Below are 19,197 nucleotides of genomic sequence, written 5' to 3' on the forward strand. Positions count from 1 at the left end.
AGCCAATCACGTCACAAGCCACGCCAAGCGATTATCCCAATCCCCCCGCTCCGGCATCATTGCCGCAGCAAAGCCGAGTTCTCCACAATGCCTTCCACCGTCCGAGTGATGATGCCGTCCCGGTCCATGGCCGAATACCGCTCGGCCACCTGTGGCAGCGCGCCCCGCAAGCCGTCAACAACGTCGTTGACGATGCCCTCGCCCCGTTGGGCCGGGATACCCAGACGAGACCTTTATCCGACCTCCTTGGCACCGCGGGCAAACCGGCGAGGTTCCACCGTTTGCGGCTCACGTTCCGCGTCCAGCCGCAGCCCCAGCGCCGAGAACACCTGCAGCACCTTATACATGTCAAAGGAGGGCTTGCCCGTCTCGACCTGGGCGATCCAGCTACGCGAAACCGCCGAGCGATCCGCGAGCTGCTGCTGGGTGAGCCCCAGGCCCTCGCGCCCCTCCTTAATCGCCATACCTACGTCAAGCATTGTCCGGATTTGCATGCTTTCAGCCACCTTTTGTCCACGAACGTAAACAATACGCATTGTACACGTTCGTCAACAAGTAGGCAATCTGAAAGCAAGATGAACCGGGCGAACTCCACCGATTGAGCACGATGCAGACAAAGACCACGGAACAACCATTGCAAGACCACGACTCGGGATGGCCAGCCCCAAACCTATGCCCGCGCCAGCACCTACACACCACCCACACCTAATCCGCGACACGCCGAAGCAAGACACAGAAAAAGCGGGTTTTCATATCTTTTAAATCATCCCGAAACTTTCCAAGAAACCAACAAAACGCAGTACAAAAGCAATGACAAACCTATGACCGGTGTCGCATTTCTCAATCAATAGAATTCATCCATTCCGAACAAACAAGATGAATTTGTACAACAAATTGCATATAGTAATACTTGGTGTGTTGGTTAGATCACAGTTCTGTGATGTGTTGGATCACGGAGTTGTGATCAGAGAAATAGAAAAGTTGGTTGGGAAATGGGTGTTATTAACGGTTTTGTCGCTTCATTGCTATGTATAGCCATGACAATCATGGCTCCGATGTCTTCTGGAGCGTCCAATGACCCGGTGGGGCCGTCCACCCAGACGACATCCAGCCAGGCCGCATCGGCCACTTCCGCCTCAGTATCTTCCACGATTCAGACTTCTGCGTCTTCGGCTCCTTCCGCTTCCGCTAGCACTACCTCCGCTGGCTCCACCCAAGCCAGCAACGGTCAAACCGGCAACACCGCCGGCAACTCTGCCGGCAACTCTGCCGCCAATCAGACCCAAAGCACCGTCAACGCGCAGGCATCCAACAAGCCCACGCAACAGCCGAATACCAACCAACCTGCAAACCAACCCCAAAACGCCCAAAACGGAACACGTACACCAGGCAAAGATGCCAAGCACACCTCCGCCGCCGGCCTCACCCACACCAACGCCGCCGGCACCCCCACGGCCAAACCCAAAACGCTCGGCGCTCTCGCAACAAAAGACTTCTCCAACGCATCCAAGACCCTGGCCACATTCCTGCAGCGGATAAAGCAACCGGACCACCAGGCCAGATTAGCAAGCATCACAAGCACACAATCATCGGCATCCGGCACCTTGCCACGCGCCACAGCCACCTTGCCCGCCAGCCAGAGCCCAGTCTCCTCGAAAGCCACCTCCCCGATGGCACACGAAGCGCCCGAGGCAAGCCCGCAGGACGAACCGGTTGTCGGCCCGCAGGGCAATCCAGTGGTTGGCCCCCAGGGTTCAGGCCAAGTCCGCGTCTCGTCGTGGAGCGTCGACTCGGACGGCGTGGTCCACGCGTCCGGCACCGCCGACACAATCGGCGGGCAGACCACATGGATCGCCCTGCGCGCCTGCCCCGTCGGCACCCCCTTCCCCAACCTCCCCAACGGCTCAAGGCCCGAGGGCTGCATGGACCAGGAGATGCTCACCGACGGCCACAGCGGCGGATACGACGGGCCCGACAACTTCCCATGGGGCGGCTTCTATGCCGGCAGCCACAAGATGTTCGTAAGCGGGGCGGGCTACTACAACATCTGGGTCTTCTCCCAAACCGCGTGGGGCAACACGAGGGTGGGCCCCTTCACCGTGGCATCAAACTACTACGCCAACGGCACACAGGTCACCGGCACGAAGGTGACGCTGTCGTATGGCATGCCGTCAGGCTGGTCAACGCCGTCCACGCAGACCATGGACACGACCCGCGCCGCAGCCGGCGTGTATCTGCCGGGCGAGCCGAACCACCCGTCCTGGGCCGTGTTCGACGGATGGACGCTCAACGGCACGAACTATTCAGCCAACCAGTACGTCGAGTTCCCCAAGAGCACCAACGCCTCGTACACTGTCACCGCACGATGGCATGCACTGCCCACGAGCGTCAGGTTCAACTACAACCTCAACGGCATGTCCGGCAGCACACCCAGCTCCCAGGAAATCAACACCACATATTACGGCGGCTCGATCACCCTGGTCTCCCCGCCCTCACATCCCGCCTGGCAGGTCTTCGACGGCTGGCAGGTCGACGGCCGGGACAACGTAAACCCCGGCAAGACTTACACATATCCCGCCCATGACGAAAGCACCCACACCGTCACCGCACGCTGGCACATCAACTACACGGGCCTGAGCGTCTACTACAACCTCAACGGCATGCCCGCCACACAACCCGGCAGCCAATACGCCGACACCACCTACAACTCCGCAAGCCTCACCGTCGGCGGCGCCCCTTCGGGCATACCCTCCTGGGCCGCGTTCGACGGCTGGTACACCAACACCAGCGGCACCGGCACCGACTACCAAGGCCGCACCCTCAGTCTCGGCTACCAGTCAAACGCGAGCTACACCCTCTACGCCAAATGGCACGCCCTGCCCACCAACATCACCATCACCTACGACATGGGCACCACCGGATGCGACAAGCCCGCCGACCAGCATCCCGACAGCACCGGCAAGACCGGCACCGCCACCACCACACTCGCCGGCACACCCGCCACCTGCCCCGCCCACACCCACTTCGACGGCTGGACCATCAACGGCACCGACTACGCCCCCGGCGGCACCTTCACCTACCCCAGACACTCCACCGACACCTACACCGCCACCGCGCGAACACACACCGTCCAAGCGCCCACCAACCTCACCGCCGCCTACCACATCACCGGCACCGTCACCCTGTCCGGCACCAGCAGCGTCCAATCCGGCGACAAGATCACCGCCTGCATGACCGAAGGCACCGGCGACACCAGCTGCCATCCAGCACTCACCGCCACCGCCAACAACAGCGCCTGGAACTGGACCGTCACCTTCCCAGCCGCCGACTACACCACCAAATACGGCTACGGACACCAACACCACTTCACCGCCAAACTCACCAGCAAAAACACCGACAGCGCCACCGCCGACCTCAAGGGCACCCTTCCCTGGACCACCCTCAGCTTCGACAAGGGCGCCAGCGGCGGCACCGCGCCCGGCAGCAAGGACGCATTGACCGACACGACCGCCAACAAGGCCACGTTCACCCTGCCCGGCAAAGGCACCATGACCGCACCCGCCAACGCGTTCCCCGACTTCACCGGCTGGAGCGACGGCACCAACCTCTGGCAGCCCGGCGGCAGGGACATCCCCACCAACGCCAGCGGCGCGTCGACCGACACGAACGGGCACACCACACTCACCCTCACCGCCCAATGGCACACCGTCCCAGCACCCACCGGCGTCACCGCCACATGGTCACACACCACAGGCTGGATCTCGTTCAAGGCGTCAGGCCTGCCGACGGGGACGACCAGCTGGCAGATACGCTACAAGCCCAATAGCAGCCAGTCCTGGTGGACCTCGCCCAACGACACGATGACACCCACCGACACCTACCATACGTATTACTCTGATTTCACGCCCGGCGACACATGGACCGCACAGGTGCGCGCCACCGCCAACGACGGCTCCGGCCACACCGTCACCAGCGACTGGAGCCAGGAGATCACCGGCATCCTGCCCTACATGGACGTCATCCTCAAACCAGGCGAAGGCACCGGACCCGTCACCGACCCCCACGTCAAGGGCCTGGTCGACCCGGACGACCACAACGCCCACCTCACCCTGCCCAACGCAACCGACAAAGGCATCAGCGGGCCCGACGGCAGGATCTTCGCCAACCAATGGAACACCAGCAGCGACGGGTCCGGCACCAACCACGCCTCGGGAACCGACCAGCCCATCCCCGCCAGCGAGGGCACGCCCGACGGGCAGGCCACCAGGCTCACCCTCTACGCCCAATGGAAACCCCAATCACCCGCCCCAGCGGCCGGCCACTGCACCGACGGGGCTGCCGGCGCAGCCGGCTGGGCGCAATGGGGCACTCCCGCAGGGCCCGTCTCCGGGCTGGCCGGGCAGAACACCGCGGCCGCCTGCTGGGTCATCGACGGCACCGTCCTGCGCCTGTCCGGCGGCACCAGCCCCGACTACCAATCCAGCTCGGACATCCCCTGGGCCAGCCAGTCCAACAGGATCACCAAGGTCTCCATCGAGGGCGACCTCACCCTCAACAAGACCAACGACAGCTACAGCGGCCTGTTCGGCTACGGCCACTACTACGGCAAATTCACCACGCTCACCACCCGCGACGGCGGCAAGCTGCGCATCGCCAACCAGGCCGGCAGAAACCTCTTCGTCTACGCCTACAACTTGTCGGACATCGACCCGTCCGGCTGGGACGTCAGCCAGGCCACCACCTTCGAGAGTATGTTCAACACCACAGCCACCTCCTTGGACCTGTCCGGATGGAAGACCGGCAACGTCACCACCATGGAACGCATGTTCGAGGGGGCCAGCAACCTGACCAGCCTCGACCTGTCCGGCTGGGACACCCGCAAACTCCACAATACCTCCGCCATGTTCTCCTCGAACAACAACCTCGCCGATATCGACCTATCCGGCTGGGACACCACACACCTCAACACGCTCGACGCCAACGCCATGTTCCCTAAAGGCCTCAAACGCCTCCGCCTCGGACCCAAGACCCGCCTGCCCGACCCCGTCGACAGCTGGTACGACCCCTTCAAAAATGTGGACGCCGCCCACACCTGGCACGAATGGGACTGGGTTAAAGGCCACCACCCCGCCGACAACGGGCCCGTCGGCACCACACCGCTCACCGCCGGCGACGGCACGACAGACACCCTCAGAAAACGCTGCGAATCCGCCACACCCCAAGGCGTCTACATCCGCGATGACGTCAACCCCACCTGGACCGACCTCACCTACAACCTCAACGGCGGCACCGCAGACAACACACTGCCCACCCAGATAGGCGCGGCGGCCACCGGGTCCACGCCCAAGCGCGACGGGCTCGCCATCGACACCACCTTCAAGGACGGGCAATACACCACCGCCACCCCCACCCACATCACCGGCAACAAGCCCCACCAACTGTTCAACGGCTGGACCATCGACACCACCAACGTCACCGGCGGAACAGCCACCGTCAGCAACCACACCATCACCGCGCCAAAGGGCGCCGGCGGCACGGCCGCCATCACCGCCCAATGGAGCCCGACACCCCAGGCCACACCCGGCACGCCAGCGGTGACAGTCACCCCGCGCACCACCGACCAGGGATCCGCCGGCGTGAGCGTGACCGCCACGCTTGATGCGGCCATGCCGGCCATCGACGCCACCGGCGACGACCCGGCCAAACCCGCCGTAGACGCCGGCGGCACCGTCAAGATCTGCGCCAAACCCAGCAGCCAGAACGACGACTACACCAGCGGCCAATGCCAATCCAAGACCAGCACCACCGCCGGCAGCCAGACCATCACCCCCGACCCGTTTGCTTTACCCGGTTCCCTGACCGGAGGACAAGCCACCACCTTCCCCGCCCCCGGCGAGGAGTACACGCTGAGCGCCATGTACACGCTCACCGACCCACAGACCCGCAACCAAGTCGACTCCACCGCCACCCAAGCCGGAGGCGGCCTCACCACCGGCACCCTGCCCTGGGCCGACACCACCTTCGACACCAACGACTCCCACGGCGGCACCGGAACCCCGCCAACCGAAGCCAAATCGTTCGTCGACACGGCCAGCAACAAGGCCTGGGCCTCCCTGCCCAACGCCACAGCCACCATGAAACCCGAACACTTCGTGTTCGCCGGATGGACCGCCACCGCGAGCGCCACCAACCCCGACCAAGGCATGGGCGACCCCGCCAGCCGCATCATCCAACTCGACGCCACCGGCGCCACGGAGACCCGGACAACCCTCTACGCGGTCTGGCACAAGCTCGCCACACCAACAACCGTCACCGGCATCACACGCGACCACATGACCAACACGGTCACCATCACCGGCACCGCCACACCCTGGACCAGCGAGGACGACATCACCCTCGACCTCGTGCCCCTCGACGGGCAGGACGGCCTCACCCCCGCAGGCGCGCGGCATGCGACCATCAGCCCCACCGATGGGCACGGCGCCACACTCGCCTACGACGGGCACACCGAACACCCGTGGACCATCACGCTGACCCCCAGCGACCTGCAATCGGGCGGCAGGTACCGCACCGTCGCCAAACTCGAGGCCCACGACCACGCCTGGCGCGACACCAACGCCGACCTCCACGTCTACAGCGAACCCGATGAACAGGCACAGCCCGCCATCGACGGCTACTTCCACCACGCCCTGCCCCTCACCGGCGGGCAACGCACCATGCTCATCATCGCCCTCACCCTGCTCGGAGTCATCCTCACCGCAGGCAGCCAACTCGCCCGCAACCGCAGACGCTGGCACCACCAATAGGCGATAATTAAATAACAACAACTGTGTCCTGTGACGCCGTATCAACACGGTGCGCCACAGGACACAGTGCTATAAAACGCTATAAAATCGGCAACACTGCCAACATATTTCCGAGTTTCGCAAACGAACCGGCACACCCAACAAATCACGGGTTATTGGCCAAAAAGCGTGTCAATTCTGGCCAATAACCCGAAACCACAATCAACCAGTCGCATTAAACCTGCCAGAAACGCGCAACAAGTAATTTGCACAAAATGTAATATATTGTATAATTACTTCGTCATTTGACTGGTGGCCCCATGTCACAGCATGCCATGGGTTTTGGGGGAAATAGTCTATAAAAGGTCCGTTGGGGAATGAGTGTCATTAATGTTCTTGTCTCATTTACATTATGTATTACTTTATCGTTCATTGCCCCTGCAGGCACAGCACGCGAAAAATCGGCTGCCCCAACCGACACCGCAACCGCAAGCAGCCTCCCTACCCAGACAATCCGTTCAGCAAACCTGCCGGGAAAGACCTCGCCAACACAAGCCATACCAACCAAGCCATCGCAAATCGCAACGGCAAAAGTAAACGCCGCCAAGGCTGCCAACACCAGCCTCACCCATGCCAGCACGATTAGTGCACCCAAGCTTGGCACCCGCACCAACACCAGCGCCGCTGAGTCAGGCCTCACCCATACCAATTCCAGCGTGGCCAAGTCAGGCCTCACCCATACCAACGCCGCTGGCACACCCGCAGCCATGCCAGAAACGCTGAGCGACTTCATTCGAAAGATAAAGTCACCCGGCCATCGAAACCATAGGGGCCATAAAACAGCCAACAAACGCCATGGCACACATCGCATGCTTAGGACGGTTGGCGGCATCACAACTGATGCTCCACAAACTACGCAGTCCACACGGTCTCTAAAAGCCAAGAAATCACCAAAATACAGGCAACCTCGGCAATCCGCACGATCCACGCAATCCAAGCACCCCTTGCTATCAACCCCCACCCGTACATTGCTCGCCAAAGCCGCTCTGCCGGCAATCCAGAGCCCGGTCAGCGCTCAAGCCGCCCCTCCCCTGACACGCGAAACACCCGCCGTGGCCCCTCAGGACGAGCCCACGGTCGGCCCGCAATACTACACAAACAGCGACCCCTCAGGCCACATCAGAAACGTGCAATTCACCACAGACAGCGCCGGCAACATCAACATCACCGGCACCGCCGACGACACCGACAAGCCCTTCGGCTACGACAGCACGTGGATCATGGCACGTCTCTGCCCCACCAGCACCGGCACCCCGCACATCTCCGGAACAACCATCCCCTCAGAATGCAGCGACGTCGAACTCTACACCAACGGCCACGCCAGCGGCGAAACAGGCACGTTCACATTCGGCCCCGGCCGTTGGGGCATCTTCTACAGCGCCGCCGGATCGGCCGCCAACACCTCCATCGACCATTCGCACTCCATCACCCCAAACGACTTCAAGGAGGGACCCGGCTCCTACAACATCTGGCTGTTCAGACGCGACCGCTTCTACCAGAACCTCACTACCCCCGTCGCGGCAATCACCGACTACTACCCTCCATTCGCCCCAAGCAGCGTCACCCTCAGATACGACATGTCAGGCATGCCGGGCGCATCCACGCCAGGCAACGCAACAGTGGACACGACCTACGGGGCGGGAAGCACCACCCTCGCGGGCGAACCAAGTCACCTCTACTGGCAGATTTTCGACGGCTGGTACCTCAACTATTCCAGCTACAACGCCGGCCAGAGCGTATCCTTCGCCAAGGGCACCAACGCCACATACACCGTCACACCGCGCTGGCACACCCGCTCCGACACCGTCACCATCCACTATCAGGACAACGGCTCCGGCTGCACCATGCCCGGCAACCAGACCGCCGACAGCGCCAACTACAGCAGTCTGATCCTCGCCGGCACGCCATCATGCCCCGCCCACACCGCCTTCGACGGATGGACCATCAACTACGCCAACTACGACCCCTACGGCACCTTCAACTTCACCCAGCACGTCACCGCCACCTACACCGCCACCGCACGCACCCACACCGTCCAAGCGCCGACCAGCCTGACGGCCGCCTACCACATCACCGGCACCGTCACCCTTTCCGGCACCAGCAACGTGGTCTCCGGCGACAAGATCACCGCCTGCATGACCGAAGGCACCGGCGATACCGCCTGCCAGTCCTCATCCGCCGCACCCGCCAACAACAGCGCTTGGAACTGGACCGTCACCTTCCCATCCACCGACTACACCACCAGATACGGCTACGGACACCAGCACCACTTCACCACCAAACTCACCAGCAAAGGCGTAGACAGCACCACCGCCGACCTGAAAGGCACCTTGCCCTGGATGACCGTCACCTATGACAAAGGCACCGGCACCGGCACCGCACCCACCGATGAAGACGCCCTCGTCGATACCGCCGCCGGCAAAGCCACGATCGCCGTCCCAGCCCAAAGCGACATGACCGCGCCCACCGGCTCATGGTTCGAAGGCTGGAAGAACCCGGACGGCACCCTCACCTGGCAGGCCGGCTCCGCCGCCATCCCAACCAACGCCAGCGGCGCGACGACCGACGCAAACGGGCACACCACACTCACACTCACCGCCCGATGGCACACCGTCCCCGCACCCACCGGCGTCACCGCCCGCTACAGCCACGCGGACGGCTACGTCTACCTGACCGCCACCGGCCTGCAAGCCGGGGTCACCGGCTGGCAAATACAGGTCAAGCCCAACACGGACAACCACTACTACCAGGCCGCATACAACACGTCCACAACCGGCCAGTCCTACTATTACGGTTCATCTTTCAGGCCCGGCGCCACATGGACGGCCCAGGCCCGAGCCACCTATACCGATGCCTCCGGCAACAGCGTGACCAGCGACTGGAGCAGCGAGTATACCGGGATCCTGCCCTACATGGACGTCACCCTCAAACCCGGCAGCCAGCAGACGCCCGGCGGCGACACCCACGCCAAGGGACTCACCGACCTCACCGAGCGGAAGGCCTATGTCACACTGCCCACCGGCGTGGGCGCAAAACCTGCTGGCATGGACTTTGAAAAGTGGACCACCAACCCCGACGGCACCGGCGACACCTACCAAGTCGACACCGACATACCCATACCCACCGCTTCGGGCAACCCTGGAAGCGAACCCGGCCAGACCCTGTACACCCTCTACGCCCGCTGGACCTACACCGGCCAGCCCCCGCAGCCAGGCCACTGCGCGGACTCACCGGGCTGGAGCCAATGGGGTACCGCAGCCACCCAACCCGCCATACCCGGCATCGACGGCCAGGTCACCGGCAGCCCCTGCTACGCCATCGTCGACAACGGCACGACCCTGCGCCTCACCGGAGGCACCAGCCCCGACTTCTCTTCTGCTGCCGACATCCCCTGGAACGGACAGAAGACCAACTTCACCAAGATCAGCATCGAGGGCGACCTCACCCTCACCAGCAGCACGCCAAGGCCGTATTACACTTCTCCGATCTCCGGTCCATTCAACAACGCATACTATCTGACAAGCTTCGAGACCAACGGCCACAAATTCGTCCTCGACCGTTCTGCGGGCAACGGACTCTTCACACAGGACAACCGCCTCCCCTCCATCGATGTGTCCAACTGGGACGTTCACACAGCCGTCAACATGGACAAGATATTCAGCTTCGATTCTGGGCTCGAACAAATAAAAGGCATCAACAAATGGCGTACCAGCAACGTGACCACGATGTACGAGATGTTCTATTATTGCACACACCTGACAAGCGTGGACCCTTCCAATTGGGACACCGGCAAACTTGAAGACGCAATGGCCGCGTTCCGCGGCGACGACCAGTTAGCCGACTTGGACCTCTCCAGCTGGAACACCACAAAAACATGGGGAGACGGCGAACTGCTGCCCGGCAACCTGCAACGCCTCCGCCTCGGACCACAAACCAAGTTCGACAGCAGCGCGTTCAGCGAAATCGGCGACAGCCACCCCGACGCCCACTGGAACGAATGGGACTGGCCCAAAGACCACTACCCCAGCGACCTCGGCCCCGTGGGAGCCACGGCCGGAACATCCGGCGACGGTACCCTCAACACCCTCAAAACCCGAGCCGCCTCCGCACACCCCGAAGGCGTGTATATTCGCGATGACGTCACCCCCACCTGGACCGACCTCACCTACGACCTCAACGGCGGCACAGGCGATGCGAGCCTGTTCACCCAGCCCGGCGCGGCGGCCGCGGGCTCCACACCCAAGCGCGACGGCCTCGCCATCGACACCACCTTCAAGGACGGCGAATACACCATCCCGGACGGCACAACCGACACCGGAAACGCGGCCCACCACATCACCGGCAACAAGCCACAGAACCTCTTCCAAGGCTGGACCATCGACACCGGCAACGTCACCGCGAACGCGTCCGGCGGTACAGCAACGGTTAGCAACCACACCATCACCGCATCCAAGGGTGCCGGCGGCACCGCGACCATCACCGCCCAATGGACCCCGGCCCCCCAGGCCATGCCCGGCACACCGGCGGTGAGTGTCACCCCGAACACCACCGACCAAGGCGGCGTCAGCGTAAGCGTCTCCGCCACGCTCGACCAAGCCATGCCCGCCATCGAAGCCGGCAACGGCGACCCGGCCAAGCCAGCCGTAAGCGCCGGCGGTACGGTCAAGATCTGCGCCAAGCCCGCAAGCCAGTCCTACGACTACGGCGGCGTGCAGTGCCGTTCCAAGGCCAGCACCAGCGGCGGCAGCCAGACCATCACCCCCGAGGCGCTCGAACTGCCCGGCAGCGCCCGGCTGCACTCCAACATGGCCTCCTTCCCGACTTTCGGCCAGCAGTACACCATGGCTGCCACCTACACGCTCACCGACCCCGTCACCCGCAACCAGATCGAAGCCCCGACCACACAGTCCGGCGGCGGGTCCGTGAACGGCACCCTGGCCTGGCTCAACGCCTCGTTCGACACCAACGATGCCCACGGCGGCAACGGCACCGCGCCCGCAAGCCTCAGCTCCTTCGTCGACACCGCCAGCAACAAGGCATGGATCGCCCTGCCCAACGCCACCAACACCATGAAACCCAGCCACTTCGTCTTCGCCGGCTGGTCCGCCACCGCGAGCGCCATCCAGCCCGACACCGGCATGGGCGACCCCGCCAACCGCAACGTCCAGCTGCCCGCCACCACGGGAGCCACCGAGACCCAGACCGTCCTCTACGCCGTCTGGCACAAGCTCACCGTCCCCACCGTCACCAGCCTCAAACGCGACGTCTTCCACAACAGGGTCATCATCACCGGCACCGCCGCCCCCTGGACCAGGGATGATGACATGTACGTTGAGATCAACCCTCTCGACGGACAGGCCGGGTTCACCCCGGGCTACTTAAACACCCGCATCAGCGTCGCGGACGGGCAAGGCCACGCGCTGCCCTACGACGGGCACACCGCGCACCCATGGCAAGCCATAATCCCCGAAGACCAGATGCCCGCAGGCGGCAGGTTCCGCACCCGCACCATGCTCAGGGCCCTCGACCACGCCTGGCGCGACACCCACGCCGGCACCTACGTCTACAGCGATTGGGAACTGCGCGCCAATCCGCCCATCGCCGGCCACTACCAGCACTCCCTGCCGCTCACCGGCGGGCAACGCACGCAGCTGATCGTCGCCCTCGTTCTGGTCGGCGTCATGCTCATCGCCGGCAGCCAGTTCGTCCGCAACCGCAGACGCTGGCACCACCAGTAAAGACTTCCTGCCCTGCGCCCCACCCGGCCGGGCAGGAAACAATCGGGTGCCGGTGCGGACTCAAACAACACCAAACCAACCCCGCGCCGGCATCCACCCACACAACCAACAGCAACGCAACGATGCGCACCGACCACACCAGCCGCCAACCAGCACTTGGCTGAAAGGAGACACCAGACAGCACTACTCCCTTGCAACTCAGCCTCTTACGCCCGGTAACCATCACAACCACACCCGCACGCAAACCGGTGAGATACGACACCGAACCGACAGCACCATCAAGACACAGCCAACCCAGCGGACAGAGGCGAAACTGCATCAACAATCCGGCCATTGATTACCAGCTTTATCAGGACAGCGCACAGAGACGCTCCGAGTATGAACCGCGACACGCCGATAAATGGGGCGGTTTCACTATGTTTTAAAGCAGCGTCAAATCCTTCCATCGCCCTACAAAATGTAAGGCAAAGTAAGACGGCAAACGTTCCACTTAATTTCTGACAACGACGCCAGGAACCCCGATTTGCCATACAATCTCGGATTGAGTTTGGGCGTAAGGGCCCCTAATGTTTAATAGATAGTTGCGGTGTTGTATAGAAATCGTGATGCATTACACGACGTCGCGTTTTGAAGTTTAGAAGAGTCTGAAGTAAAAAGGGTGGGTTCCTTATGAGTGTTATCAACAGTCTCATCGCACTGACATTGTGCATAGCCACGGGAATCGTACCCCCCCCCCGCAAAATGAACCGTCACTAAATCAGTCAAACAATTCAAATTCGGTTGCGGCTTCCAGCCAGGCCGTCACCAGTTCGGCTGTATCCCGTCCCCAAGCCAAGTCCACCACCAAGCACACCACCCAATCAGCTGTGGCGCATTCTGCCTTATCAACAAACCCCGGTGCCACACACCCCAAGACTCAACCCGCAAGCCAAACCAAACCCCAAACCCAGAACAAGTCGCAACAACCTCAAGTGGGCCCGCAGAGTACGTGCACGCCCAGCGGCACACATACTTGGGGCACTGCCTACAACGGCCCCGGCGTCAGTGGCATATACGGCCGCGACACCAGAGACGTCACGTGGTCCGTCGACAGCTCCTGCACCCTCTATCTCTCCGGCGGCACCAGCCCCGACTATTACTACACCGGCTACGATGACAAGCCTTGGTACACATATGCAAATGACGACGGGCAAAATCTTATAACCCGTATTCAAATTGACGGCAATCTCACGCTTTACACCGATAACGACAGTGCATATTACAAAGGCATATTCGAGGATATGTCCAACCTCGCTACGGTGAACGGCAACACGCTACACCTAGCTGGGAAGGCTGCCGAGGCACTGTTCGAAGGCGATCACAACCTTTCTTCCATCTCTGGCATCTACGGTTGGGATACCAGCAAAGTTACTGACTTGAGTCGAATGTTCTATTTTTGCGATGGCCTCACCTCACTGGACCTGTCCAGCTTCAACACCATAAACGTCATCAGCATGCTGCATATGTTCGACGAATGCAGCAACCTCACCTCACTCAATGTATCCAACTTCAACACCACCAACGTCACCGACATGGGTGGCATGTTCGACGGATGCAGCAACCTCACCTCACTCAATGTATCCAACTTCAACACCACCAACGTCACCGACATGGGCGAGATGTTCCGTAGCTGCAGCAAACTCACCTCACTCAATGTATCCAACTTCAACACCACCAACGTCACCAGCATGGGTGGCATGTTCGACTGGTGCAGCAACCTCACCTCACTGAACCTGTCCAACTTCAACACCACCAACGTCACCGACATGGGCGAGATGTTCCGTAGCTGCAGCAACCTCACCTCACTGAACCTGTCCAACTTCAACACCACCAACGTCACCAGCATGTGGCATATGTTCGATTCTTGCGATAGTCTCACCTCACTGAACCTGTCCAACTTCAACACTGCCAACGTCATCTACATGGGTAGCATGTTTATGTATTGCAGTAACCTCACCTCACTGAATATATCCAACTTCAACACTGCTAACGTCACCGGGATGTACGACATGTTCAACGGCTGCAATGACCTCACCTCACTGAATATATCCAACTTCAACACCACCAACGTCACTCTTATGAACGGAATGTTCGAAAATTGCGGTACGCTCGCCACACTGGACCTGTCCAGCTTCAACACCACCAACGTCACCGACATGCACGATATGTTCAGTGGCTGCAGCAACCTCACCACACTTGATGTATCCCACTTCGCTACAAGTAACGTCACCAACATGAGCAGCATGTTCCTGTACTGCTACAAAGTGGTCTTGCTGGATTTGAACGGCTTCGACACCAGCAAAGCCACGCTCCCCAACACGGCATTGGATTACCTACCGTCTGGATTACGGATGCTGCGGCTAGGCTCGGCCACACGCCTGAACACGAACGTCTTCACGGACATCAATGTAGGAATTTGGGTCAGAACCTCCAGCTTCGACACCAATGAGCTTCCCCTTTCCACCATCGGCGGGAACCAATCTCTAGCCGCCATCGCCAGCTCTGCTAACCCCGCCGGCTACTACATCGATAACAAGCTCATGGTCCCGAACTTCACCATCACCGTAGACCCGGGCCCCGGGGCGACCACCAGCGTCCACTCCTACAGGGTCGACACCAGCTCCTCCGACCAGACCATCACGATCCCGTCAAACATTCTGACTAACCCCGCCGGCAAAATCTTCGACGGATGGAGCTCACCCCACCCCAACGAATGCAGACCCGCCGCTGCCACAAACTCTTGGTTTTACCCCAAAAACGTAAGAGGCAAGGTGACCATTACCGCCAAATGGAAGGCGGTACCCGCGGCGTCGCTGTCCTTCATCAACAACTCTTGGTCGCTGGAGCCTGAAGACAGCCCGGCGGGACCGGTCAAGTTCACGATTCAGGAGGGTGCGAAAACCGCCAACAGCGAAAGGATAGATGTCACGACCGGGCACGGGGGATCGGGCTCATGCTCGCTTTCCACCTCCACGGGAAACTGCGACGTTACCATCTCGGCCTCCAGCCTGGAACCTACACCCGGCGTGCAGTACTCGGCCACGGCCACGGCCGCCATACACGACCCATACACCGGACAATGGGTCACGAGAGATACCAGCACCACCCAACGCGGCTACCTGGCCTACGAACACCTGATCTTCTCAAGGGGGACGGGCACCGGTACCCCGCCACAGGACATCAAAGCCCCGTTGTACGTCGACAGGTCCAGCACGCGCACCAAGGCATCCGTGAACATACCAGGCCAACAAGGACTCACCGGACCGGGCGGGGACACATACCTCAATTACTGGACGTACACCGACAATATAATAGGCGTCCGGACGATCGCCCCAGGGCGAACCGACTACACGATAGGCAACGAAGTCAGCCGTGGAGTACTACAGGCCACACTGACGCCACACTGGACGCAAATAGGCACTCCGTCCTACTACACTAACGCAGTACACGCGAGACAGGGGACACCGACGACCGTCGACTTCGAATACGCGGACCCCATGGACACCGGAGACACCGGAGCTTTGCTCAGCGGGCTCTCGGTTAAAATGGACATTGACACCCACCGGACCAACGGAACTGACGGATGCACCTTATCGATATCGACCAGAAGCTGCAAGGCGACAGGCTGGGCGGCCGACAGGCTTACTGACACTACTCGCGGTGCGGCCGATCGCTACCAGTACCACGTCTCATTGACACTGACGGTCACCAACCCCACCACTGGCCAGCGTATGACAAGGATCACCGACAAGACCGGCACCCTAGCCTCAATGAGGGCCACGTTCGCCCGGGGCACGACCCCGGCTGGATCGGTGACCGGCGACGAGCCTGCCACAACTGACGACGTGCTGGTCGACACGCTATACCAAACTGCTGCAATCCCCGTCCCTACACGTGGAAACTTGCGTGGCCCGAACGCTTGGTTCGCCGGGTGGGCCGGCCCGTCCACCACTTACCAGCCCGGGGCGCAGGATCTGCCCATTTCGGAGGCCACTAGCCTGGATGGCAATGTTCACTACACACTCGCCCTAGCCGCCAAGTGGACCACCATGGACAACCCGTCGCTCGACGACCCCATCGTACATGCACCTGCGGGCGCGGCATCAACCTTTTCCGTGACCCCCTACAAGGGCCGGAACACGCCCGAAGGCTGGTCGATAAGCGTGACATCCGCCACCACCGGCACTACTTTGGTCTCCTGCACGGAATCCACCGCCAGCCCATCCGGGTACTGCATCGCCCTCTTCCATCCAATCTCTGACCTGACCAGCCCCACGCCCGGCAGCACCTACACGATAACTGCCACTGTCACCGCGCCCAACCCCGACGACCCCTCCGACACCGTCACCGCCACAACCACCAAAAACGGCATTCTGCCCTATATCACCCTTCGGTACGCCAAGGGCGGCGGCACCGGCACACTTCCTGCGGGCGCCCAGGCCCTCATCGACAACAGCGGTGGCTTCAACGCCAGCAAGGCCTACTTTGACATCGCCAGCCCCACTGGGCTGACTGGCCCGGGCGGGGCCGCGTTCACCGGCTGGCAGGCCGGAGGACGACCCTGGCAGGTCGGTCCTGCGCAAGCCATCTCCAAGACTGCTGGCACCGCTGGCGGGACCGGCGAAACCATCGTCACCCTCACCGCCACCTGGAGCACCGTCGCCAAACCCAGCATTCTCACCGCCACCTACCATCACACCGGCAACACCGTGACCCTGATGGGCACAGCCATGGGCGTGGGCGGCGACACCGTCACCGCCTGCATGACGGACGGTGACGGTGAAACCGACACCTGCCGAACCTCAGCCGCCAACTCCCGTCCCGCACCCGAGCCAGCACCCGGTAGCGCGTTCACACCCATCACTACCGGTAACCCCCGCGTGGACACCTTCACAGTCGATCCCAACGACGTGGGCAGCATCGCCATCACCGGCCACGTCGACCGCGACACCACATTCACCGGCCCCAACGCCACCACGGCCCACGTGCGCGTCTGTCCTGCGGGCACACCTGCACCCACCGCTGGAGCCGTGCCCGCCGACTGCAGCGAGATCAGCACCTTCGCTGGTGGGAAATTCATAATCGGCGCCAACGACACCGTCGTCTGGAACGGCCACGCTAGGCCCGCACCCACAGACAACGACCACACGACCAAGGACACCGATTTCAAAAACGGCGACGGCTACTACGATATCTGGGCCTACACCGCCTTCTCGATGAACACCACCAGCATCCGCCAAATGGGCACACCGGTCAAGATCTATAGCCGCTACCACTACACCGCCACCCCGCCGGCCGCACCGACTACGGCCAGCTGGGACTGGAGCGTCACCTTCCCCGCTAGCGATTACACCAGCCGCTACGGCGCCAACGGCCAACACCACTTCACTGCCCACCAGACCAGCCAAGGCGCCAACGGCGGCGCCCAGGATCTGCAAGGCACGTTGCCCTGGCTCAAGACCACCTACGACACGAACATGCCCGGCGGAACCACTGCCACCGCGCCCGACCCCGGCAAAAGCCTCATCGACACCACCGACAGCAGCCGGCTAAGCGACATCACCCTCGCCCGGCCCACCGATTCGATGGAACCCGCCGACAGCGTCTTCCTCGGCTGGTCCGCCAGCGCAAGCGCCACTACACCCGACACCGGCATGGGCGACCCCTCATCCAGAACCGTCACCCTGAGCGCGCCCGCCGGCTCGCCCGAGGCCGACACCACGCTGCACGCCGTATGGCGCAAGCTCAACAAGCCCACCATAGACGCCAAAGGCAAACGTGACCCCTCCAGCAAGGACGCCACGCTAACGGGCAACACGACCCCATGGACCAACGACGAACCCGTCGAAGTCCTCATTCATGCCATGAACGGGCAGACCGGCAGCGCCCTGGACACCCCGCAAACACCGACTGTCAGCACATCCGGCGACTACGACGGCGCCACCCAACACGGCTGGACGCTCACCCTGCCCTATGCCAGCCTCCCCGACAAAGGCCACTACCAGGTGTCCGCCAGCGCGGTCGGCGACGACGGTGCATGGCGAGGCGTCGCCCACCGCTACGTCAAGGCTACGGCCACGCAGGATGTCACCATCGACGACAACCTCGTGCACGCACTCCCCCTGACCGGCGGGCAACGCACCATATTGATCATCGCCCTGACCCTCCTGGGAGTGTTCCTCATCGGCATGAGCCAGCTCGCACGCAACCGCCGACGCTGGCACCACCAATAAAAGACTTCCCGTCCGGCCGTACCCAACCAACCGGCCGGACGGGAACAATAAACCGGGTGCCGGCACGGGACCAACACACCAACAACCAACCCCGCGCCGGCACCCACACCCACCAACAAACAACACCAAACCAACCACTTCATTAAAGGAGACGCCAGAAAAGCAGAAGCCCACCAAACACCTCACAACCAACACCAACCACCCCATGAAAGGAACCGCCAGGCAGCAAACCCCACAACTCCGCAAAGGCCGGCCGCACCAGCCGTCACCACAGCCCGCATCAACGGACGAACGGACAGCGGCACCAACCGTCCCGACCACCGGACCGTCACGCGCAATCCA

Annotated in this window: 4 protein-coding genes; 3 read left to right on the plus strand and 1 reads right to left on the minus strand. The window is 61.9% G+C overall.

Features of this window, described 5'->3' with window-relative positions:
• Nucleotides 1-233: 233 nt before the first annotated feature.
• The gene (locus OZX62_RS09925) at nt 234-464 is read right to left on the minus strand and encodes a helix-turn-helix domain-containing protein (protein ID WP_277176012.1); all 231 of its coding nucleotides are present in this window, start codon (nt 462-464) and stop codon (nt 234-236) included.
• Between the two features lie 591 nt (nt 465-1,055).
• Here OZX62_RS09925 and OZX62_RS09930 point away from each other — a divergent pair.
• From OZX62_RS09930 to OZX62_RS09940, 3 genes are all read left to right on the plus strand, one after another.
• Entirely contained in the window at nt 1,056-6,806 is a 5,751-nt protein-coding gene (locus OZX62_RS09930) for a BspA family leucine-rich repeat surface protein (RefSeq protein ID WP_277176013.1), read from the plus strand.
• 356 nt (nt 6,807-7,162) lie between these two features.
• Nucleotides 7,163-12,583: a BspA family leucine-rich repeat surface protein gene (locus tag OZX62_RS09935; RefSeq protein WP_277176014.1), complete on the plus strand. Its 5,421-nt coding sequence runs from the start codon at nt 7,163-7,165 to the stop codon at nt 12,581-12,583.
• Between the two features lie 971 nt (nt 12,584-13,554).
• On the plus strand, nt 13,555-18,855 hold the full coding sequence (locus tag OZX62_RS09940) for a BspA family leucine-rich repeat surface protein (protein WP_277176015.1): 5,301 nt from the start codon (nt 13,555-13,557) through the stop codon (nt 18,853-18,855).
• Nucleotides 18,856-19,197 lie beyond the last annotated feature (342 nt).

It is taken from the genome of Bifidobacterium sp. ESL0690 (genome assembly GCF_029392315.1).
Lineage (GTDB): Bacteria > Actinomycetota > Actinomycetes > Actinomycetales > Bifidobacteriaceae > Bifidobacterium.